This window comes from Loktanella sp. IMCC34160, assembly GCF_004145845.1.
Classification (GTDB): domain Bacteria; phylum Pseudomonadota; class Alphaproteobacteria; order Rhodobacterales; family Rhodobacteraceae; genus SELP01.
Genome location: NZ_SELP01000003.1, coordinates 536,146 through 555,493, shown reverse-complemented (window position 1 = coordinate 555,493; position 19,348 = coordinate 536,146). Strand labels below are relative to the sequence as shown.

The following is a 19,348-nucleotide window of genomic DNA, read 5'->3' as shown; positions in this document are numbered from 1 at the left end:
ACGCAGTTAGCGCTGGCCCTGTGCTTCCATCAGCGCCCGAAGAAGCTTTTCTTCGGACATGTCGTCGTCGACGGGCTTGTCGGCTTCGGCGCCCATCAGAAGCGCCATCGCGTCGTCTTCCGGTTCGTCCACTTCGATCTGGGTCTGGAGCGACTCGATCATCCGCTCGCGCAGGTCGTCGGCAAGCTGGGTTTCATCGGCGATTTCGCGCAGGGCGACGACCGGGTTCTTGTCGTTGTCGCGCGACACGGTCACCGGCGCACCGGACGAGATTTCGCGGGCGCGGTGCGAGGCAAGCATCACCAGTTCGAACCGGTTCGGAACCTTGTCGACGCAATCTTCTACGGTAACGCGGGCCATCAGCGCTCTCCAATCTTCATTCGGCGGGTCCTAGGAAGCCCTCCACATAAGGGCTGCATCTGGAAATGACAAGCAGATAGTGCCTTGCGCCACGGACACTTGGACGGTCACAGCGCGACCACCTCGGCCCGCTGTTCGGCGGGCAGGGCTGCACACATGTCGGCCGCCGTTTTGCCAAGGACCGGATGGGTCCAGTCAGGCGCGACATCGCATAGGGGCACCAGCACAAAGGCCCGGTCCTGAATCCGCGGATGCGGCAGGATCAGCTGATCGGGTGCCGCGACTTTCTGGTCGTCCAGCGGCAGACCCGCCCAATGGTCCCATGTCGCGCGATCCGGCAACACCGCATCCCCCACCGCGAGCAGATCAAGGTCAAGCGTCCGCTCTCCCCATCGCTGGACCCGCTCCCGGCCGAAAGCCGCTTCGATCTCGTGAAGGCGGGTCAGAATGTCGGCGGGCTCAAGATCGGTGCGCACCCGAATGACTGCATTGGCATAGTCAGGGCCCGCGCCGGCGGGGAAGCACGGCGTCCGGTAAATGGCGCTTTGATCGGTGATGTCACCCACCGTTTCAGCGATCCGATCCATCGCCAGCAACAGGCGTTTTTCAGGCGTAATTTCGTTTGACGTTACGTTCCCACCCAGTGCGATGAGCGAAAACTGGCCTTTTGAACAGGCGCTAATACCTTGCAGCAACGAAATGTTTCCTTAGATTGCCCGGTGGTTCCGCCCAACTTTTTTCACGAACCACACTCACGGACAACGGGCGGATACAGTTTCTGAAGGACAATTTTGATGTTTTATCGGGATGAGCGACTCGCTCTATTTATTGACGGGTCGAACCTCTATGCTGCTGCAAAGGCGCTGGGTTTCGACATCGACTACAAACTGCTTCGGCAGGAATTCATGCGCCGGGGCAAGCTGCTTCGCGCATTCTACTACACCGCCCTTCTAGAAAATGACGAGTATTCGCCGATTCGGCCGCTCGTCGACTGGCTCCATTACAACGGCTTCACCATGGTCACCAAACCGGCCAAGGAATACACCGACAGCATGGGTCGCCGGAAGGTGAAGGGGAACATGGATATCGAACTGACCGTCGACGCGATGGAAATTGCGCCGCATGTCGATCATATCGTCCTGTTCTCCGGTGACGGCGATTTCCGCCCTCTGGTCGAGGCGGTGCAACGGCGCGGTGTGCGGGTGTCGGTCGTGTCGACCGTACGCAGCCAACCGCCGATGATTGCCGATGAACTGCGGCGTCAGGCAGACAATTTCATCGAACTGGATGAACTGCGTGATGTGGTTGGGCGCCCCCCGCGGGAGCCGCGCCCGGAAGGTCAGGACGCCTACGCAGAAAGCTAGGATGACCAACGACCAGACAAAGAAGGCCCGGACCGACAGGACCGGGCCTTTTTGATTGGATAACCGATGGCGTCCTAGCGAACCGCCCGGTTGCTGACCGTGAGGTCCCGCAGTGTTTCCGCCCCCGTCAGCAAGGTCCAGATATGGAACATCGCGAGGGAGTCGCTTGGCCGCCCGTACTCTTCGGCGTGCGTTTCGGAAAGCTTGATCACCTTCACACCATCAATCATCGTTGTTGTCTTCATACTCTCACCCTTTTAGCCTGATTGACCCCCAACACGGGGCAGCCTGATCGGGGGCGCTTGCCAAACTGTTAATCCCGTTGGCCCAATCCAGCTGCATTTCAATCAAGCTCGAATGACTTGACCTTTGCGGTGGCGCTGCCACTCTGTCGGGGCTCTTTGGGGGGGCTTGCCCATGTTCGGGACAGCAGCGGTTGGGGCCGTTCACACATCCTGTCGGTTCCTGCGGATTGCGGCGCGATCCTATGCGGTCGGCGTCGTGCTGCCCGGATTGGTCACGCCTCTGGTCGGGGCCATCCTATGACGGTCCCGCCGTTGCTGATCCTTCAGGGGGTGATCTTTGCGCTTTGGGCGGGGATGGCATTCCGGGTTCTGTTTCATCTGCGGCGCCGGGCGGTGGACCGGACCGGAACCGGCTTTCCCGGCCCGATCACCTTTGTGCGGGTCACGCGCGAATGGCTGGCCGATCCGGACGAGCGACGCTGGCACATGGCCCTGGCAGGCCTGACCGCCGCGCTTGTCGGGGTGTCGGCACTGTTCACCCTTACCCGATAGCCTCTGTTGCCTTGACCGCGCAGTCCTGCGATCAATCGGCCATGTTGTTGTCCATCCAAGACCTGACGAAATCCTTTGACAGCGCCGAAGGGCCCGTGCCCGTGCTGCAGGGGGTCTCATTGACGCTCGCGGCAGGTGAAACCGTGGCGCTGACCGGCGAATCGGGAAGTGGCAAGAGCACGATCCTGCACCTTGTCGGCGGTCTGGATGCGCCCAGCGGCGGAACCATCCGGATCGACGGACAGGATATTTCCGGGCTGGGCGATGCCGGGCGCGCGGCGCTGCGCCGGACCACGGTTGGGATCGTCTTTCAGCAGTTCAACCTGATCCCGTCGATGACCGTCGGCGCGAATATCGGCTTTCAGGCCCGGCTGGCCGGTCGGACCGCCCCCGTCGCGGACCTTGCGGCGCGGATGGGCCTGTCGGCGCAACTGGACAAATACCCCGAAGACCTTTCGGGCGGGCAGCAGCAGCGCGTGGCCATCGCCCGCGCCCTTGCCGCCGCCCCGCGCCTGATCCTCGCCGACGAACCGACCGGCAATCTTGACGAAGCGACGGCCGACAGCGTCATGGACCTGATGCTCGAGGCGATTGCGGACAGCGGCGCGGGCCTGTTGATGGTCACCCATTCCGACAGGCTGGCCGCCCGGTTGTCCCGCCGACTGCACCTATCGGGCGGGCGGATCGCATGACCTTCGCGGTTCTGTCCGCGATCCTGTCGCATTGGCGGCGCGCCCCGCTTCAGTTCATCGCGCTTCTGGCCGGTCTTGCGCTGGCCACGGCGCTTTGGTCCGGGGTTCAGGCCATCAACGCGGAAGCGCGGTCCAGCTATGACGCCGCTGCCCAAACCCTTCTTGACGGACAGGTGGACAGGCTGGTCCCTGCCGATGGCGGGGCCGTGACGCAGGCCGACCACCTTGCCCTGCGCATGGCGGGCTGGCGGGTCAGCCCGGTGGCCGAAGGCCGGTTGAATGGGGTGCGTATTCTGGGGTTGGACCCCAATACCGTGCCCGCGGGCGTTGGTCAGATCGACATTGCCGACCGCGCCGATGCCGATGCATTCCGCACCGGCGACGGTCAGATCTTCGGCCGGGCCGAGGCGCTGGACCGGCTGGGGCCCGTGCCCCCCGAACCGGTCCCGGTCGCCGAGATCGCGCCGGGGACCGTCGTTACCCAGATTGGTGTCGCACAGCGGCTGCTTGACCGGCCCGCGGGACATATCGACTTCCTTCTGCTGGACCCGGATCAACCGGACGGCCTGCCACGCCTGGCAGAAATCGCGCCGGGGCTGTCACGCGTGGCGGCCGGTGGCGGGACAGACCTGTCGCGGCTGACCGACAGTTTCCACCTGAACCTGACCGCCTTTGGCGCCCTGTCCTTTGTGGTGGGGCTGTTCATTGTCCATGGCACCGTGGGCCTTGCCATCGAACAACGCCGCCCGATGGTGCGGACCCTGCGGGCGGTGGGTGTTCCCCTGCGTCTTCTGCTGTGGGGGCTTGGGCTGGAGCTTCTGATCTTTGCCCTTGCGGGCGGCGCGCTTGGCCTGATCCTTGGCCATCTGATTGCCGGGGCACTGTTGCCCGATGTGGCGTCAAGCCTGCGGGGGCTTTACGGCGCGGCCATCAGCGGAGAACTGACCCTTCGCCCCGGCTGGATCGCGGCGGGGCTGGCAATGTCCTTGGCCGGGGTGGCGATTGCGGGAACCGGGGCCTTGGTCAAGGTCGCGCGGCTTCCGATCCTTGCGGCGGCCCGGCCCCGCGCCTGGGCCATGGGACACCGCAAGGGGCAGCGGGTCCTGACCGGGGTCGGGATGGCCGCATTGGCGGGGGCAGGCGGTCTGGCGCTTTGGGGCACCTCGCTCGTGGCCGGTTTCGCGCTTGTGGGGGCGGTCCTTCTGGGGGCGGCGGCAATCCTGCCCGCGATCCTGTCTTCGGTGCTGCGCTTTGGCGAAAGCAGCGCCAATGGCCCGGTTGCGGAATGGTTCTGGGCCGACAGCCGCCAGCAGCTGCCGGGCCTGTCCCTGGCCCTGATGGCGCTGCTTCTGGCGATGGCCGCCAATGCCGGCGTATCAACCATGGTCTCCTCGTTCCGGCTGACTTTCATCGGGTTTCTGGATCAGCGGCTCGCGGCAGAGCTGTATGTCGACACCAAGGAGGAACCGGGGCTGGAGGCTTGGCTGACCGACCGGTCCGACGCCGTTCTGCCGGTGCAATCGGTCGAGGTCGAGGTGCGGGGCCTGCCCACCGATCTTTACGGAACCCGGCCCGACCCGCTGTATCCCGACAACTGGCGGCTGCTGGAAGGCGGGGCGGCGGCGTGGCAGACCATGTTCGACGGCCGGGGCGTCCTGATCAATGAACAACTGGCCCGGCGTGGCGGAATCGGTGTGGGAGATATCCTCCCCCTCGCCGGACAGGATCTGCCCGTGGTTGGCGTCTTTGGCGATTACGGCAATCCTATTGGTCAGGCGATGATTGCAGAACCCCTTTGGACCGACGCCTACCCGAACGAGGTGCCGCGCCGCTTTGCGGTTCGAACCGATCCGGCCGCCGTTCCGGGGATGATCGAGGCGATGCAAGCCGAGTTTGGTATCGCGCCCGACAGCGCCATTGATCAGGCAGGGATCAAAGCGGTGTCGCTTCAGGTGTTCGAACGGACCTTTGCCGTCACCGGCGCGCTGAACCTTTTGACCCTTGGCGTCGCGGGCTTTGCAATTCTGATGAGCCTTCTGACGCTGGGCAGCATGCGGTTGCCGCAACTTGCGCCGGTCTGGGCGATGGGGCTGACCCGGTCCCGGCTAGGTGGTCTGGACCTGCTGCGGGCCGTCTTGCTGGCCGGATTGACGACCGTTCTGGCAATCCCGTTGGGGCTGGCACTGGCCTGGGCGCTTCTGGCCATCGTCAACGTCGCGGCCTTTGGCTGGCGGCTGCCGATGTTCCTGTTCCCGGCGGATTATGCCCTTTTGGGGGTCGAGGCGATCCTTGCCGCTGCGCTGGCGGCGGGGTGGCCCGCGATCCGCCTGTCGCGAATTCCGCCGGACCGATTGTTGCGCGTCTTCGCGGCGGAACGCTGATGCCGGGCCTGTGACCACCCGTCACTGGAACAGGGTCGGTGGTTCTGCTTATCTGCCGCCATGATGATGCAGCTTCCCCTTACCCGTGATCTTGTTCTTGTTGGCGGTGGGCACACCCACGCGCTTGTCCTGCGAATGTGGGGGATGAAACCCTTGGCCGGTGTTCGGCTGACGGTGATCAATCCCGCCCCGACCGCCCCCTATTCCGGCATGTTACCCGGCTTTGTCGCGGGGCATTATGGCAAGGACGATCTGGATATCGACCTTGTGCAATTGGCCCGTTTCGCGGGCGCGCGGGTGATCCTGGGCGAGGTGACCGGGATCGACCCGGACAAGAAGACCATCACGGTGCCGGGCCGTCCGCCGATAGCCTATGACGTGGCCTCGGTCGATGTGGGGATCAACACGCGGATGCCAGACCTGCCCGGGTTCGCGGACAACGGCATTCCCGCCAAACCGCTGGACAGCTTTGCCCGCCGCTGGGCCACGTTTCGGGATGCCCCGGACGCAGGGGATGTCGCGGTGATCGGCGGCGGCGTGGCCGGGGCCGAATTGTCCATGGCAATGGCCTTTGCCCTGACCGAGCGCGGCAAAAGCGCGAAGGTCACACTGATCGATAGCGGGGCGGTGTTGAAGGGGTTCAACAAGACCGCGCGTAGCCATCTGTTGCGGGCGCTGGCGGACAACGGCGTCGCGGTCATCGAGAACGCCCATGTGGCGCGTGTGACCGAGGCAGAGGTCATCCTTGCGGACGGCCAACGCATCCCCTCTGCCTTCACGACCGGGGCAGCGGGGGCGCGGCCCCATGACTGGGTCGCCGAAATCGGGCTGGCCCACGAAGACGGCTATCTGACCATCGACGACACCCTGCGGACCAGCGACCCCGCGATCTTCGCGGCGGGCGATTGCGCCCATATGGGGTTTGCCCCCCGCCCGAAGGCCGGGGTCTTCGCGGTGCGGCAGGCCCCGGTCCTGTTCGACAACCTGCGCGCCGCCCTGTCGGGGGGCGAGATGGACCATTACGCGCCGCAGAAGGACTATCTGAAACTGATCTCGCTTGGCGGCAAAAAGGCGCTGGCCGAGAAACTGGGCACGGCGGCGAAGGGTGGGCTCTTGTGGCGCTGGAAGGACCGGATCGATCGGACTTTCATGGCCCAGTTCAAGGACTTGCCGGACATGCCCGGCCCGGATCTGCCGCTGACCATGGCAGAAGGGGTACGCGAGGCACTGGGCGACAAACCAATGTGCGGCGGCTGCGGCGCCAAGGTGGGCCGGGGGGCCCTGCGCGATGTGTTGGCAGAGTTGCCAACCACCCCGCGCGATGATGTCGAAAGCCTGCCGGGCGACGATGCGGCGGTCCTGATAACAGGCGGGCTGCGCCAGATCATGACCACCGACCACCTGCGCGCCTTCACCAATGACCCGGTCCTCATGGCCCGGATCGCGGCGATACACGCCCTTGGCGATTGCTGGGCGATGGGGGCCGATCCGCAGGCCGTCACCGCCTCGATCATCCTGCCACGCATGTCCGCGGACCTGCAGCGCCGGACCATGTCCGAAATCATGGCCGCCGCGCAAGAGGTGGTCGAAGCCGCCGGGGCGGTGATCGTCGGCGGACATTCTTCGCTGGGGGACGAACTGACCATTGGATTTACCGTCACCGGACTATGCCCGGGGTCGCCAATCACCCTTGCGGGCGCAAAGCCCGGGGATGCGCTGATCCTGACCAAGCCGATCGGGTCGGGCACGATCATGGCCGCCGAAATGCAGCGCAAGGCGCGGGGTCAGGACGTGGCGGCGGCCTTTGCCCTGATGGAACGTCCGCAGGCTGTCGCGTCGCGCGTGTTGCGGGACGTGGCCCATGCAATGACCGACGTGACCGGCTTTGGGTTGGCCGGGCATCTGGCGGGCATCTGCGACGCCTCTGGCACCGGGGCCGAAATCGACCTTGGCGAGGTGCCGGCCATGGAAGGGGCAGAGGCGCTGGCAGAGGCCGGAGTCCGGTCGACGCTATTCGCAGACAACCGGGACGGGGCCGGGCCGGTCTTTGGGGCCAAGGGGCCGCGGGGCGACCTGTTGTTCGATCCGCAGACAGCGGGCGGGCTTTTGGCCGCCGTGGACCCAAGCCGGGTTGACGAGACATTGGGCAAGCTATGGCTGGCGGGCTATCCGGCGGCGCGTATCGGGCGGATCACCGACCAGCCGGGCCAGATCACAGTGATCTGACAATTTCGGCGACGTTGCGGGCCGCCGCGTCCTGGCCGGCGTCGTCCAGACTGGGCACGTCTACAGCCCCGATCACCACGGGGTCATGGGCCGCGCGGGACTTCGTATAGGACGGGTCGTAATGATCCACGATCAGGGACCGCGCCAGTTCCGGCATATTCCCGGCCTGCAACAGCGCCTCCCACCGGTCAACAAGGTCGTGCCCCCGGTGATGGCGGATCGGTTGAAACCGCGCCTTGAGCCAGTCCGTGTCCGCCGCCGCGTCGGCGTAGGCCCGGCAGAGATACTCGACCCGCGACGGGACGGGGGATCGGATCTCGATCCGGGGGGCGGCACACATCGCCTCCCAGACCATGGGCGGAATGATCCGGCGGCCGATCTTGCTGCTTTCAGCCTCAAACACCACGGGACGGTCCGGGTCCAGCTGGGCAAGCGCACAGGCAATCGCCCCCTCGAACGCCTTCTGGCTGGGCTGGCCGCCGTCCAGCGCACCGATCAGCGACCCCCGGTGGTTGGCCAATCCCTCAAGATCGACAACCTGAATCCCAAGGTCGGGCAGGCGGTTGAGGATTTCGGTCTTTGCGGTGCCGGTCAGCCCATCAAGCAGGACGACACGATGCGGAACCCTGTCCTCATAGACAGCGCGATAGACCAGCCGGCGATAGGTCTGATAGCCGCCCTTGATCGTATCGGTCCGCCATCCGATCTGCGCCAGTATGGTCGAGAAGCTGCCGGACCGTTGCCCGCCGCGCCAGCAATAAACCAAGGGACGCCAGCCGCCATCCTTGTCCTGCATCTGCGCCTCGATCGCCGTTGCCGCATTGCGGGCGACCAGAACCGCCCCAGCCTTCTTGGCCTCGAACGGGCTGACCTGCTTGTAGATCGTGCCGATGTGGGCGCGTTCCGCGTTCGACAGGGCGGGCATGGAGACGGCGCCGGGCACATGATCCTCGGCGTATTCGGCGGGCGACCGCACATCGATCACCGTGTCGAAACCGTGGTTCAGCAGATCAGAAAGTGTGTCGAATTGCAGGGGCATAGCGGTGATCTACCTGCTTGTCCCGGCAGAGGAAAGAGTATTGCGCGGGGTCCAAATCGGCGCAAAGCTTTGACCATGAAAGAGATTGCCGAATCCCTTGGCCTGCCCGAAGGCGGGTTCGACATCACCGGAAGCGGCGATTTTCCTTCCGCCTTCGCGGTCACCGATCTTGCGACTGCGGCCTACGGGTATCTTGGTGCGGCCCTTGCCGGGCTGATTGGGCAGGATGGCGCCCGTCCGAAAGTGACGGTCGATCGGCGGCTTGCCTCGCTTTGGTATGCGCAATCCATTCACCCCTTTGGTTGGGAGCTGCCGCCGGTCTGGGACGCCCTTGCCGGGGTCTATGAAACCCGCGACGGATGGGTCCGCCTGCACACCAACCTGCCTCACCACAAGGCGGCGGTGCTGCGGGTGCTGGGCTGCGATGCGGATGTGGATGCCGTGCGCCGCGCCATGAAGGCGTGGGGCGGGGATGAAGTGGAAAGCGCCGTCGTTGCCGAAGGCGGGGTCGCCGCCATGATGCGGTCAGAGGCGGAATGGGCGGCGCATCCGCAGGGGGCCGCTGTCGCGGCTGAGCCCCTGATCCATTGGTCAAACCGCCCTGCCCCCGCGAAAACCTGGGACAGGCGGCCCGACCGGCCTCTGGCCGGGCTTAAGGTGCTGGACCTGACCCGCGTCTTGGCCGGTCCCGTCTCGACACGCACGCTTGCCGGTTATGGGGCCGAGGTGCTGCGCATCGATCCGCCGGGCTGGGACGAACCCAACGTGGTGCCAGACATCACGCTGGGCAAACGCTGCGCCCGGCTGGACCTGCGCCATCTTGCCGACCGCGGCCCGTTCGAGGTGCTATTGGCCGAGGCGGATATTCTGATCCACGGCTACCGCCCCGGCGCATTGGCGGGGCTGGGCTATGACGCGGCGACGCGGCACGACATGAACCCCGGCCTGATCGAGGTGTCGCTGGATGCCTACGGCTGGACCGGCCCCTGGGCGGGGCGGCGCGGCTTTGACAGCCTTGTCCAGATGAGCTGCGGAATTGCCGACACGGGGCGCGACTGCGCGTCCTCGTCCAAGCCCTCGCCGCTGCCGGTTCAGGCGCTGGACCATGCGACGGGCTACCTGATGGCGGTGGCGGCCGTGCGTCTTCTGGACCGGGCCGCACAGGGCGAAGGGATCGGCACGGCGCGTCTGTCACTGGCCCGCACGGCAGAGTTGCTCAAGGGCTATCGGCAGGACCGCATTGGTGCGCTGGACAAACGTCCGGATCAGCGGGACCTGTCGCCCGAGATGGAACATACGCCCTGGGGTGCTGCATTCAGGCTGCGCCCCGCCCTGACGATCGACGGAACGCCGATGACATGGGACCGCCCGGCCTCGGCGCTCGGCTCGGTCGCGGCAAATTGGTAGGGATCAGTGCGCCCCGACCGCAACCGGGTCGATCAGGGTGCGCCCGCCGTCCACGGTAATCACCTGACCCGTCACAAAGGCACTGGCGTCTGATGCCAGATATTGCACGGCATCGCAGACCTCTCCCGGCCCGGCGATGCGGGACAAGGGCGTGTGGTCGATGATCTCGGACCGGAACCCCTCGTGCGCTTTCAACGCCCCTTTAAGGCTCGCACTCATCACCGACCCGAAGGCAACTGCGTTCACCCGGATCCGTTTAGGGGCCAGCGCCACGGCCATGGAGCGGGTCATCTGGTCCAGCGCCGCCGTTGAAATGGAATAGCCAAGAAGTTCCGGATGGGCCCGGCGCGAGGCGATGGACGACAGGTTGACGATCGACCCGACACAGCCTTCGTCCTGCCCCTCGGCCTGCTTGATCATCCGCTTGGCCACGGCCTGCGTCAGCCGCAGCGCGGTCAGCATGTTCTGTTCCAGAAGCGCCATGACGGAATCGTCGTCCGGGTTCAGCGGGTCGGAGGTTTCGACCTGCCGGGACGCATTCACAAGGATATCCACCTTTTCGAAGGCATCGACGGTGGCCGACAGCAGGTTCGCGATGGTCAGCTTCTTACGCAGATCCCCCGCGAATATTCTGACCCGCCCGTCCTCTGTCACCTCGCCCGAAAGTTCCTTCTCCAGACGCGCTTCGTCCATGTCGCAGAAGACGACATTCGCGCCCTCTTCGACGAACTGCCGCCCGATGGCCAGACCGACCCCATTGGCCGCGCCTGTGACGATTGCGGTCTTGCCTGCGATGGAAAAGGACATGGGCAGCCTCCTTCTGACCCGGTGGACCCTAGGCGGTTTCAGCGCAAAGGGCGAGTCGCGTGAAACAGCTTGAAACTGCGGTCGCCGCCGATCTCGTCAACCGTGCGAAACCGTTCCCGCAGGGCGGTTTCATAGGGCAGGTGGCGGTTCGCCACCATCCACAGCTGGCCATTGGGGGACAGTGCCGCCGCCGCCGCCGCGATGAACGCCCGGCCCAGTGCCGGGTCGCCCGCGCGACCGGTGTGAAAGGGTGGGTTCATGACAATGCCGCCATAGGGCTCTTTCGGCTTGTGGCGGGTTGCATCGGCCCACAGGAAACCGGCCCGCGGGTCGGTGACGTTCAGGCGCGCGCAGTCCAGCGACAGCGCCTCGGCCTCGATCAGGTCAAGGCTGGTTACCCCGTCGCGCGTCAGGACCGCTTGCGACAGATATCCCCAGCCAGCCCCGAAATCCGCCATCCGGGCGGGCAGCTTGGCGGTCAGCGCCTCGGCCAGAAGGGCGGATCCCTTGTCCACCGCGCCATCGGAAAACACCCCGGCGGTGGTATGAAACCCGTGATCGCCCAGCGCCGGGGGCGGGGCGGCCCAATCGGCGAAAGCATCGGTCCGGTCAAACCAGAACAGGCGGCCATGGCCCTTGGTCACGCTTGGCAGATCGCCCAGCCGCTTGCGGCATTCCTTGAACAGGCTGTCGACCCCGTCGGTCTTTTGCCCATCCACGAGAACGCGCGCGGCGCTGCTCGCCGCCTGCGCGACCTGCGCCCGGGCAAGGGATTTCGACCGGGGCACAACCACGATCGCCAGATCGCATTCGGGCATGTCGCGGGTGACAGTGGCCCCCCGCGCGGCCCAGGCATCCATATCCGGGCGAAACCCGTGCACGACGGTCAGATCGGCGGGGGTCAGCCCCTCGGCATCCCAATCGGCGGCAGGGCGCAGCAGGGCGATCCCCCCTTCGGGCAGGGACAAAAGCCCCTCGTCAAGGGCGGTGGCAAGTCGGGTCTGGGACATCTGTCTTGCGGAACGGCGCGGGGCCTATTCCTTCTCCATCGTGCATTGCAGGGGATGTTGGTGGCGATGCGCGAAATCCATCACCTGCGCCACTTTTGTTTCGGCAATCTCGTGCGAGAAGACGCCCACAACCGCGACGCCCTTCTTATGGACGGTCAGCATCAGTTCCACCGCCTGCGCGTGCGACATGCCAAAGAACCGCTCCAGCACATGCACGACGAATTCCATCGGCGTATAGTCGTCGTTCAGGATCAGAACCTTGTACATCGGCGGGCGCTTTGTCTTCGGGCGCGTTTCCAGCGCAACGCCGACGCCGGTCTGGTCGTCATCGTCCTTGTCCGCCATCATGTAGATCGTTGAAGCCATGGAGCCCTTCGGGTCAGTGGTCATGCCAGTCCGGCTGGACTTATATAGGCCAGTGACGGGACATGGGAACCCCCCTCGGACGACGGGGTTAAGCGGAACCGACCGTCCCCGCGCCCCGTGACGGCGGTTGTCCGGTGTCGAGGGAATTAGGCGAGGACCCGAGGCCTTCAGCCTCGACTTCCAAAAACGACCGGGCGACATGCTAGTCGAGGAGCTCTATCGGGCATCCACCGGGTCCGGTTTCATACAAGAGTATACGCGGGCTAGTATCCACTTGATCAAAATAGATACTAAGCTGGCCCAATTGCTCACCAACCTGCTCGAACACGACAATTCTTGTGTATCCACTGCAAAGCCCTAACTCGGTGCCACGAGCAAGCTGCAATTCGCGACCGGAAAGAAAACTCCCGTCACGGAGCGACTCTTGTTCAATCAACTCGACGAGCTTCGACTCCAAGTCAGAGTTATTCTGCTCTCCGCCTTCTACGGGCGCGCGGCATCCTGAAACAAGAACGATCAGGACGCATGATTTGAGAAATCGACGTCCAGTGCCCATCCTAAACAAACCCATGAACTGCTCCGTTCCCCCGAACCACCATATTCCGGAGCCAAACACCTAGATCGACTGATAGGCACATCCGGCTCCGGTTTCGCCGGCCAACGTCAGGCTCGAAAGGCCAAAGTCCTTAGTAAAAAAGTCGGTCAAGGTCTACCATCTTCCCTCAGATAGCTCCGGTAACTCGATAGCTTCAGCTCACATCCTAGCCCGGCAGCGAGAATAGCCGCTTGTACTGTCTGTCCGCATCTATTTCATGAATTAATCCTGCAATCTCTTTCCCTTTATTGAAATCCTGATCCGCCAGGTAGAAACTAATTTCAACCAACCGATAGTTTTTATATGCTTGAAGGTAGCGCTTGTTCTCTCCGGCAAGATTTTTCGACCTGTCCAACATGCGACCAACGAGCTCATATTGCTTCCGCGCTGCGTCAACCTCTTGGGACGCCAACAGCACATCGGCGAGAAGCATATTATAAACTATGGACTGGCTCTGACTTCGAAGAAGCGAGATTGCTGCCTTCTTCGCTTGCACGTGTCTGCCCTGCCGTGACAGTCGATCAACTCTGAAAAGTCGGTAATTTCGAATAATTCGCTTCATGCATCCTACCCAGCCAGACGGACCAATCTGGTGATCAAGAAATCGCCGACCGCCACTGACCAGCCGTCCGAGCCGCTCGAGTACGTTAGCATTTCTTGTTCTATCTTATCCACTCACCATCGAAATAGGTCAGCGGAAATTGCCAATGGCGGATCCTATCAGCCCTACGTCGCCAAGTGCGGTGTGTGATACGTTCGATGACAACCAGGTCAGCGTCTCTGGAAGGATGGACCATCGGCTGATCAGCATCTTGAAGGTCACCTTCCGTCACCCCCAAGATATAGATGGACCCCTCTACCAACAGACAAAAACCCATTGAAAATAGGCGGTTTTCTCATCGCTGTCTTTCTGCTAGGCTAGTCGCAAATCAAAAGGCGCCGCCAAAGAAGCGGGCCCTGAGGCAGAAAAGAGGCAGCGACGTGGCAAGTCGTTTGGGACAGGCAGCCCGGGCAGGGCTATTCCTTATCGTATGGGTATTCCTTGCGGTCGTTACCCCGTTTTCCGTGGCGGCGGCGCCCTATGCCGCGCTGGTCATGGATGCGCGCACGGGCGAGGTTCTGCATTCCCGAAACGCCGACACCCGCCTGCATCCCGCCTCTCTGACCAAGATGATGACCCTGTACATCGCCTTTCAGGCGGTGGAACGGGGCGAGATCAGTCTTGATACCCTTGTGACCGTGACCGCCGCCGCCGCCGCCGAACCGCCGTCAAAGCTCGGCCTGCGGGCGGGACAGCAGATCCGCCTGCGCTATCTGATCCGCGCGGCCGCGGTGAAATCGGCCAATGACGCGGCCACGGCCATCGGGATTGCCATCGAAGGGTCCGAAGCCGCCTTTGCCCGCCGGATGAACCGCACCGCCGAGGCGATGGGCATGACCCGCACGACGTTCCGCAATGCGAACGGCCTGACGGAAAACGGGCACCTGTCCACGGCCCGCGACATGACGATCCTTGGGCGGCATGTGATCTATGACTACCCGCAGTATTACAACATCTTCTCGCGCCGGTCGGCGGATGCGGGGATGGCCACGGTGAACAACACCAACCGCCGGTTCCTTGACGCCTATGACGGGGCGGACGGGATCAAGACCGGCTATACCAACGCCGCCGGGTTCAACCTTGTCGCCTCGGCCGAACGCCGGAACGTGCGGATTATCGCGACCATGTTCGGCGGGTCGTCCACTGCCGCCCGGAATGCGCGGGTGGCCGAACTTCTGGACATGGGATTTGCCCGCGCCCCGGCGAACGCGCGGTTTCGTGCGCCCACTATGGGGCCGATGGGCAACCCGACTGCCGAAGTCGTGGTCGGGTCGAACGACGGCGAACAGGGGGTTGCGGGCAAGACGATCCGCGTGACCGGGCAGGTGACCGCGTCGTTGCGCCCCGTTGCCCGCCCCGCCCCCGAGCCCGCCGCCCCGCCGCCGGAACTTCTGGTCGCCGATGCGGACGTGATCGCCGAGGCGCTGGCAGAGGTGGTGCAGACCGCCGCCGCGGCCCCGCCCCCAACCGACCTTGCCCCGACCGAGGTGGGTGTGACCCCCCGCGCCCGGCCCGAGGTTGTCATGGCCGCCAGCCAGGTCGCCGCGCCAGAGGTTCCGCCCCAGCCCGAAGTTGTGACCCGCGTGTCGACATCCGGCGGGCGTCACTGGGGGATCAACGTTGGCCGCTACAACTCTCGCTACGAGGCGGAACGGATCTTGCTGCGGGTTGCCTTGAACGAGATGGCGACGCTGGACGGATCGCTGCGCCGCGTGGTTCAGCGGTCGGGCGGGTTCGACGCTAATTTCATGGGGCTGACCCGGGAAACCGCCGATCTGGCCTGTCGCAGGCTGCAGGCGCGCGGGATGACCTGTTTCATGATTGGCACCGACTAAGGTTCAGGCGACGCGGCCCTCGAAGGCCGCGGCCATCAGCGCCTTGGTGTAGTCCGACTGCGGGTTGTCGAAGACCTGCTGGACCGGACCGGCTTCCACCACATCGCCCGCCCGCATGACCATGACCTTGTGGGACAGGGCCCGGACCACCTTGAGGTCGTGGCTGATGAACAGATAGGCCAGCCGGTGCTTGCGCTGCAATTCGCGCAGCAGTTCCACGATCTGCACTTGCACGGTCATGTCCAGCGCGCTGGTCGGTTCATCCAGAACCAGGAGGCGGGGCCGCAGGATCATCGCGCGGGCAATGGCGATCCGCTGGCGCTGCCCGCCGGAAAACTCGTGCGGGTAGCGGTCGCGCAGCTCTGGATCAAGCCCGACCTCGCGCATCACCTCGACCACCAGATCGTCGTGGCTGCGCGTTCTGTCGACCCCGTGGATGCCCAACCCCTCGGCGATGATTTCGGACACGGTCATGCGCGGCGACAGGCTTCCGAACGGGTCCTGGAACACAATCTGCATGTCACGGCGCAGGGGGCGCATCTGTTTCTGGTTCCGCCCCTCCAGCGATTGGCCAAGAAAGGCGATCCGCCCTTCGGACCGGATCAGCCGCATGATGGCCAGCGCCAGCGTCGTCTTGCCCGACCCGCTTTCGCCCACGATCCCCACCGTTTCGCCCGCCCGAACCGACAGGCTGGCCGCGTTCACCGCCTTGATATAGCCCGCCGTGCGTTTCAGCAGGCCCCGGTGGATCGGGAACCAGATCTTCAGGTTTTCCGTTTCGGCCACAACCTCAGCCCCGTCGGGCACCGGGGCGGGTTCGCCCGCGCTTTCGGCGGCCAGCAGCATCTGGGTATAGGGGTGCTGCGGGTTCGCGAAAATCTCGGCCGTTGGTCCCTGTTCGACAATCTGCCCGTCCTTCATCACGCAGACGCGGTCGGCGATCTTGCGGACGATGGTCAGGTCGTGGGTGATGAACAGAAGGCTCATCCCCGCCTTGGCCTTCAGGTCTGCCAGAAGTTCAAGAATCTGCGCCTGAATGGTGACGTCCAGCGCCGTGGTCGGTTCATCGGCGATCAGCAGCTCGGGCTGGTTCGCCAGCGCCATGGCGATCATCACCCGCTGCCGCTGCCCGCCGGACAATTGATGCGGGTAAGATGTCAGTCGCTTTTCCGGTTCACGGATGCCGACCTGATTCAGCAGATCAATGATCCGGTCGCGCACCGCCGGGCCGCGCAGGCCCTGATGCAGTTCGATGCTTTCGCGCAGCTGCTTTTCGATTGTGTGCAGCGGGTTGAGCGAGGTCATCGGTTCCTGAAATATGAAACTGATGTCATTGCCCCGGACCCGGCGCAGGTCGGCATCCGACGCGCCGATCATCTGGGTGCCCGCATAGGTCACCGATCCCGACACTTCGGCGCTGTCGCCCAAAAGCTGCACGGTGGACAGGGCGGTGACGGATTTCCCGGACCCGCTTTCCCCCACCAGCGCCACAGTTTCGCCCTTGCCCACGGTAAAGGACACATCCCGCACAGCATGGGTCACCTGCCCGTCCTGCCGGAAGGTCACGTTCAGGTTGGACACGTTCAGAACCGCGCTCATTTGAAGGTCTTTCGCGGGTCAAAGGCATCGCGGACGCCTTCGAAGATGAACACCAGAAGCGACAGCAGGATCGCGAAGGTGAAGAAGGCCGTGAACCCGAGCCATGGGGCCTGAAGGTTCTGCTTCGCCTGCCGTGTCAGTTCCCCAAGACTGGGTGACGAGGACGGCAGCCCGTAGCCAAGAAAATCAAGACTGGCGAGCGTGCCGATGGCCCCGGTCACAAGGAAGGGCAGCATTGTTACGGTCGCCACCATGGCGTTGGGCAAGACGTGCCGGAACATGATCGTCCAGTTGCCGACCCCCAGCGCCCGCGCCGCCCGCACATATTCGAAATTCCGCGCTCGCAGGAATTCGGCCCGGACCACGCCGGTCAGGGCCGGCCAGCCGAAGATCACGGTCACAAAGACCAGAAGCCAGAAACTTCGCCCAAGGATCGCGAAGAGGATGATGATGACATAGAGGGACGGAACCCCAGTCCAGATTTCGATGAACCGCTGGAACAACAGGTCGGTCCAGCCACCAAAGAACCCCTGCACCGCCCCCGCGATGATCCCTACGATGGACGACAGGGTGACCACGATCAGCGCAAACAGCACCGACAGGCGGAACCCGTAGATAACGCGCGCGACCACGTCCCGTTTCGTATCGTCGGTGCCAAGCCAATTGGTGTCCGACGGCGGAGAGGGTGCGACGCCGGGGATATCGACGATCGTGTCGTAGGAATATCGGATCGGCGGCCACAGCACCCAACCCCGCTCGAACCCTTCGATCTCGACCGTCCCCGCAGCGGCGGCTTTGACCAGCGCCTCGGGGTCGTCGAAACATTCTTCCAGCCCGCCGGTGACGATCAGGCATTCGACCTCTGGATAACGATAGGTTGCCTCGGTCGCGAAATCGCCGCCGAAATCCCGTTCGGAATAGAAGCTGAAGATCGGCATCCGCATCTCGCCCCGGTAGCTGACGAGGATCGGTTTGTCGTTGGCGAGGAACTCGGCAAAGAGGCTGAGGACGAACAGGAACGAAAAGATGAACAGCGACCAATAGGCCCGCCGGTTCTTGCGGAAATTGCGCCAGCGGCGCTGATTAAGCGGGGACAGGCGCATCCGGTCAGCCCTCCCTGCTTTCGAAATCGATCCGGGGATCGATGAAGATATAGGTGATATCGGTAAGTATCCCCACGACCAGACCCATCAGCGAAAAGGCGAACAGTGTCCCGAACACCACCGGATAATCCCGCGCAACCGCCGCCTCGAACCCAAGACGGCCCAGCCCGTCAAGGCTGAACAGGGTTTCGATAATCAGCGACCCGCCGAAGAACACCCCGATGAACAGTGCCGGAAAGCCCGAGATGACGATCAGCATGGCGTTGCGGAACACATGGCCATACAGCACCCGCCGTTCGTTCAGCCCCTTGGCCCGCGCGGTCATGACGTAGTGCTTCTTGATCTCGTCCAGAAAGCTGTTCTTGGTCAGAAGCGTAAGTGTCGCAAAGGCCGAAATGGTCGAGGCCAGCACCGGCAGGGTGATGTGCCAAAGGTAATCCTTCACCTTGCCCCAAGCGCTGAGGTCTTCCCAGTTCGCGCTGGTCAGCCCGCGCAGCGGAAAGGTCTGGCGGCAGGTCGGGTTCCAGTCGTAAAGCCACGGCAGGTATTGCCGGAAGAAGTCCGACACGCCAAAGCCAAAGCGGTAACAATTTCCCCCGGCGAACAGCACGATCAGCAGGATCGCAAACAGGAAGCCGGGGATCGCGTAGCCCACGATGATTGCCGCGCTGGTCCATGTGTCAAAGGACGACCCGTCGCGCACCGCCTTCCTGATCCCAAGAGGGATCGACACAAGGTAGGCAATCAGCGTGGACCACAGGCCCAGCGTGATCGACACCGGCATCTTTTCAAGAACAAGGTCCACGACGCTGATATTGCGGAAGTAGCTTTCGCCGAAATCGAAGCGGATATAGTTCCACATCATCAGCAGGAACCGCTCCAGCGGCGGTTTGTCGAAACCGAATTCCGCCTCCAGTTCCTTGATGAAATCCTCGGGCAGGCCACGGGCCCCGGCATAGCTTGAATCCGTGTCGGTTTCGGCAATTTCGGCCGAGCTGCCGGAGATGGTTTCAAAGGCGTCCCCGGACCCTTCCATGCGGGCGATGATCTGTTCGATCGGGCCGCCCGGCACGAATTGGGTCAGGGTGAAGTTGATGATCATGATCCCCAACAGCGTGGGGATCACAAGCAGCAGTCTGCGCAGGATGTAGGCGCCCAAGGCGAAC

The 19,348-nt window shown here is 63.8% G+C and carries 19 protein-coding genes; 8 read left to right on the top strand and 11 right to left on the bottom strand.

Annotated features, from left to right (window positions below; all coding sequences use genetic code 11):
- Positions 1–6: 6 nt before the first annotated feature.
- Both rpoZ and folK read right to left on the bottom strand, forming a co-directional pair.
- Positions 7–360 carry a DNA-directed RNA polymerase subunit omega gene (gene rpoZ / locus EU803_RS10905; RefSeq protein ID WP_129682681.1) on the bottom strand — a complete coding sequence of 118 codons (354 nt, stop codon included), beginning with the start codon at positions 358–360 and terminating at the stop codon, positions 7–9.
- 107 nt (positions 361–467) lie between these two features.
- Positions 468–1,043 carry a 2-amino-4-hydroxy-6-hydroxymethyldihydropteridine diphosphokinase gene (gene folK / locus EU803_RS10900; protein WP_129682774.1) on the bottom strand — a complete coding sequence of 192 codons (576 nt, stop codon included), beginning with the start codon at positions 1,041–1,043 and terminating at the stop codon, positions 468–470.
- Positions 1,044–1,154: 111 nt separating this feature from the next.
- Between folK and EU803_RS10895 the strand changes: the two genes are divergently transcribed.
- The gene (locus tag EU803_RS10895; RefSeq protein ID WP_129682679.1) at positions 1,155–1,724 is read left to right on the top strand and encodes an NYN domain-containing protein; all 570 of its coding nucleotides are present in this window, start codon (positions 1,155–1,157) and stop codon (positions 1,722–1,724) included.
- Positions 1,725–1,798: 74 nt separating this feature from the next.
- Here the strand turns inward: EU803_RS10895 and EU803_RS18600 are convergent, their stop codons facing one another.
- Entirely contained in the window at positions 1,799–1,969 is a 171-nt protein-coding gene (locus EU803_RS18600) for a hypothetical protein (RefSeq protein ID WP_165352820.1), read from the bottom strand.
- Between the two features lie 172 nt (positions 1,970–2,141).
- On the opposite strand from EU803_RS18600, the gene EU803_RS18880 reads away from it, so the two are divergent.
- From EU803_RS18880 to selD, 5 genes are all read left to right on the top strand, one after another.
- Positions 2,142–2,270 carry a hypothetical protein gene (locus EU803_RS18880; RefSeq protein ID WP_277985707.1) on the top strand — a complete coding sequence of 43 codons (129 nt, stop codon included), beginning with the start codon at positions 2,142–2,144 and terminating at the stop codon, positions 2,268–2,270.
- A complete protein-coding gene (locus EU803_RS10890; protein WP_129682677.1) occupies positions 2,267–2,521 on the top strand; it encodes a hypothetical protein in 255 nt (84 codons plus the stop codon). Before EU803_RS18880 ends, EU803_RS10890 begins: the two co-directional genes overlap by 4 nt.
- A 41-nt stretch (positions 2,522–2,562) precedes the next feature.
- The gene (locus tag EU803_RS10885; RefSeq protein WP_129682675.1) at positions 2,563–3,213 is read left to right on the top strand and encodes an ABC transporter ATP-binding protein; all 651 of its coding nucleotides are present in this window, start codon (positions 2,563–2,565) and stop codon (positions 3,211–3,213) included.
- Positions 3,210–5,594 (top strand): ABC transporter permease, encoded by a 2,385-nt coding sequence (locus EU803_RS10880; RefSeq protein WP_129682673.1) that lies wholly within the window; start codon positions 3,210–3,212, stop codon positions 5,592–5,594. Before EU803_RS10885 ends, EU803_RS10880 begins: the two co-directional genes overlap by 4 nt.
- Positions 5,595–5,657: 63 nt before the next feature.
- Positions 5,658–7,820: a selenide, water dikinase SelD gene (selD, locus tag EU803_RS10875; protein ID WP_129682772.1), complete on the top strand. Its 2,163-nt coding sequence runs from the start codon at positions 5,658–5,660 to the stop codon at positions 7,818–7,820.
- On the opposite strand, the gene mnmH is transcribed toward selD, so the two are convergent.
- Positions 7,807–8,859 carry a tRNA 2-selenouridine(34) synthase MnmH gene (gene mnmH / locus EU803_RS10870; RefSeq protein WP_129682671.1) on the bottom strand — a complete coding sequence of 351 codons (1,053 nt, stop codon included), beginning with the start codon at positions 8,857–8,859 and terminating at the stop codon, positions 7,807–7,809. The two genes, selD and mnmH, sit on opposite strands and share 14 nt — an antisense overlap.
- 75 nt (positions 8,860–8,934) lie before the next feature.
- Here mnmH and EU803_RS10865 point away from each other — a divergent pair, with 75 nt between their 5' ends.
- On the top strand, positions 8,935–10,266 hold the full coding sequence (locus tag EU803_RS10865) for a CoA transferase (protein WP_129682669.1): 1,332 nt from the start codon (positions 8,935–8,937) through the stop codon (positions 10,264–10,266).
- A gap of 3 nt (positions 10,267–10,269) precedes the next feature.
- On the opposite strand, the gene EU803_RS10860 is transcribed toward EU803_RS10865, so the two are convergent.
- The 4 genes from EU803_RS10860 to EU803_RS10845 form a co-directional block, all read right to left on the bottom strand.
- A complete protein-coding gene (locus EU803_RS10860) occupies positions 10,270–11,073 on the bottom strand; it encodes an SDR family oxidoreductase (RefSeq protein WP_129682667.1) in 804 nt (267 codons plus the stop codon).
- 38 nt (positions 11,074–11,111) lie between these two features.
- Positions 11,112–12,083, bottom strand: a complete 972-nt coding sequence (locus EU803_RS10855; RefSeq protein ID WP_129682665.1) for a methyltransferase — start codon at positions 12,081–12,083, stop codon at positions 11,112–11,114.
- 24 nt (positions 12,084–12,107) lie between these two features.
- The gene (clpS, locus tag EU803_RS10850) at positions 12,108–12,449 is read right to left on the bottom strand and encodes an ATP-dependent Clp protease adapter ClpS (RefSeq protein ID WP_129682663.1); all 342 of its coding nucleotides are present in this window, start codon (positions 12,447–12,449) and stop codon (positions 12,108–12,110) included.
- Between the two features lie 761 nt (positions 12,450–13,210).
- Complete coding sequence (locus tag EU803_RS10845; RefSeq protein WP_129682661.1) at positions 13,211–13,540, bottom strand: hypothetical protein; 330 nt, start codon at positions 13,538–13,540, stop codon at positions 13,211–13,213.
- 485 nt (positions 13,541–14,025) lie between these two features.
- Here EU803_RS10845 and EU803_RS10840 point away from each other — a divergent pair, with 485 nt between their 5' ends.
- The gene (locus tag EU803_RS10840; protein ID WP_277985706.1) at positions 14,026–15,480 is read left to right on the top strand and encodes a serine hydrolase; all 1,455 of its coding nucleotides are present in this window, start codon (positions 14,026–14,028) and stop codon (positions 15,478–15,480) included.
- Positions 15,481–15,483: 3 nt separating this feature from the next.
- Here the strand turns inward: EU803_RS10840 and EU803_RS10835 are convergent, their stop codons facing one another.
- From EU803_RS10835 to EU803_RS10825, 3 genes are read right to left on the bottom strand one after another with little or no spacing between them, the layout of a single operon-like run.
- Entirely contained in the window at positions 15,484–17,079 is a 1,596-nt protein-coding gene (locus EU803_RS10835; protein ID WP_129682657.1) for an ABC transporter ATP-binding protein, read from the bottom strand.
- Entirely contained in the window at positions 17,076–18,182 is a 1,107-nt protein-coding gene (locus EU803_RS10830) for an ABC transporter permease (protein ID WP_129682655.1), read from the bottom strand. The genes EU803_RS10835 and EU803_RS10830 overlap by 4 nt, the downstream gene beginning before the upstream one ends.
- Positions 18,183–18,186: 4 nt before the next feature.
- Positions 18,187–19,341, bottom strand: a complete 1,155-nt coding sequence (locus EU803_RS10825; protein WP_129682653.1) for a microcin C ABC transporter permease YejB — start codon at positions 19,339–19,341, stop codon at positions 18,187–18,189.
- Between the last annotated feature and the right edge of the window lie 7 nt (positions 19,342–19,348).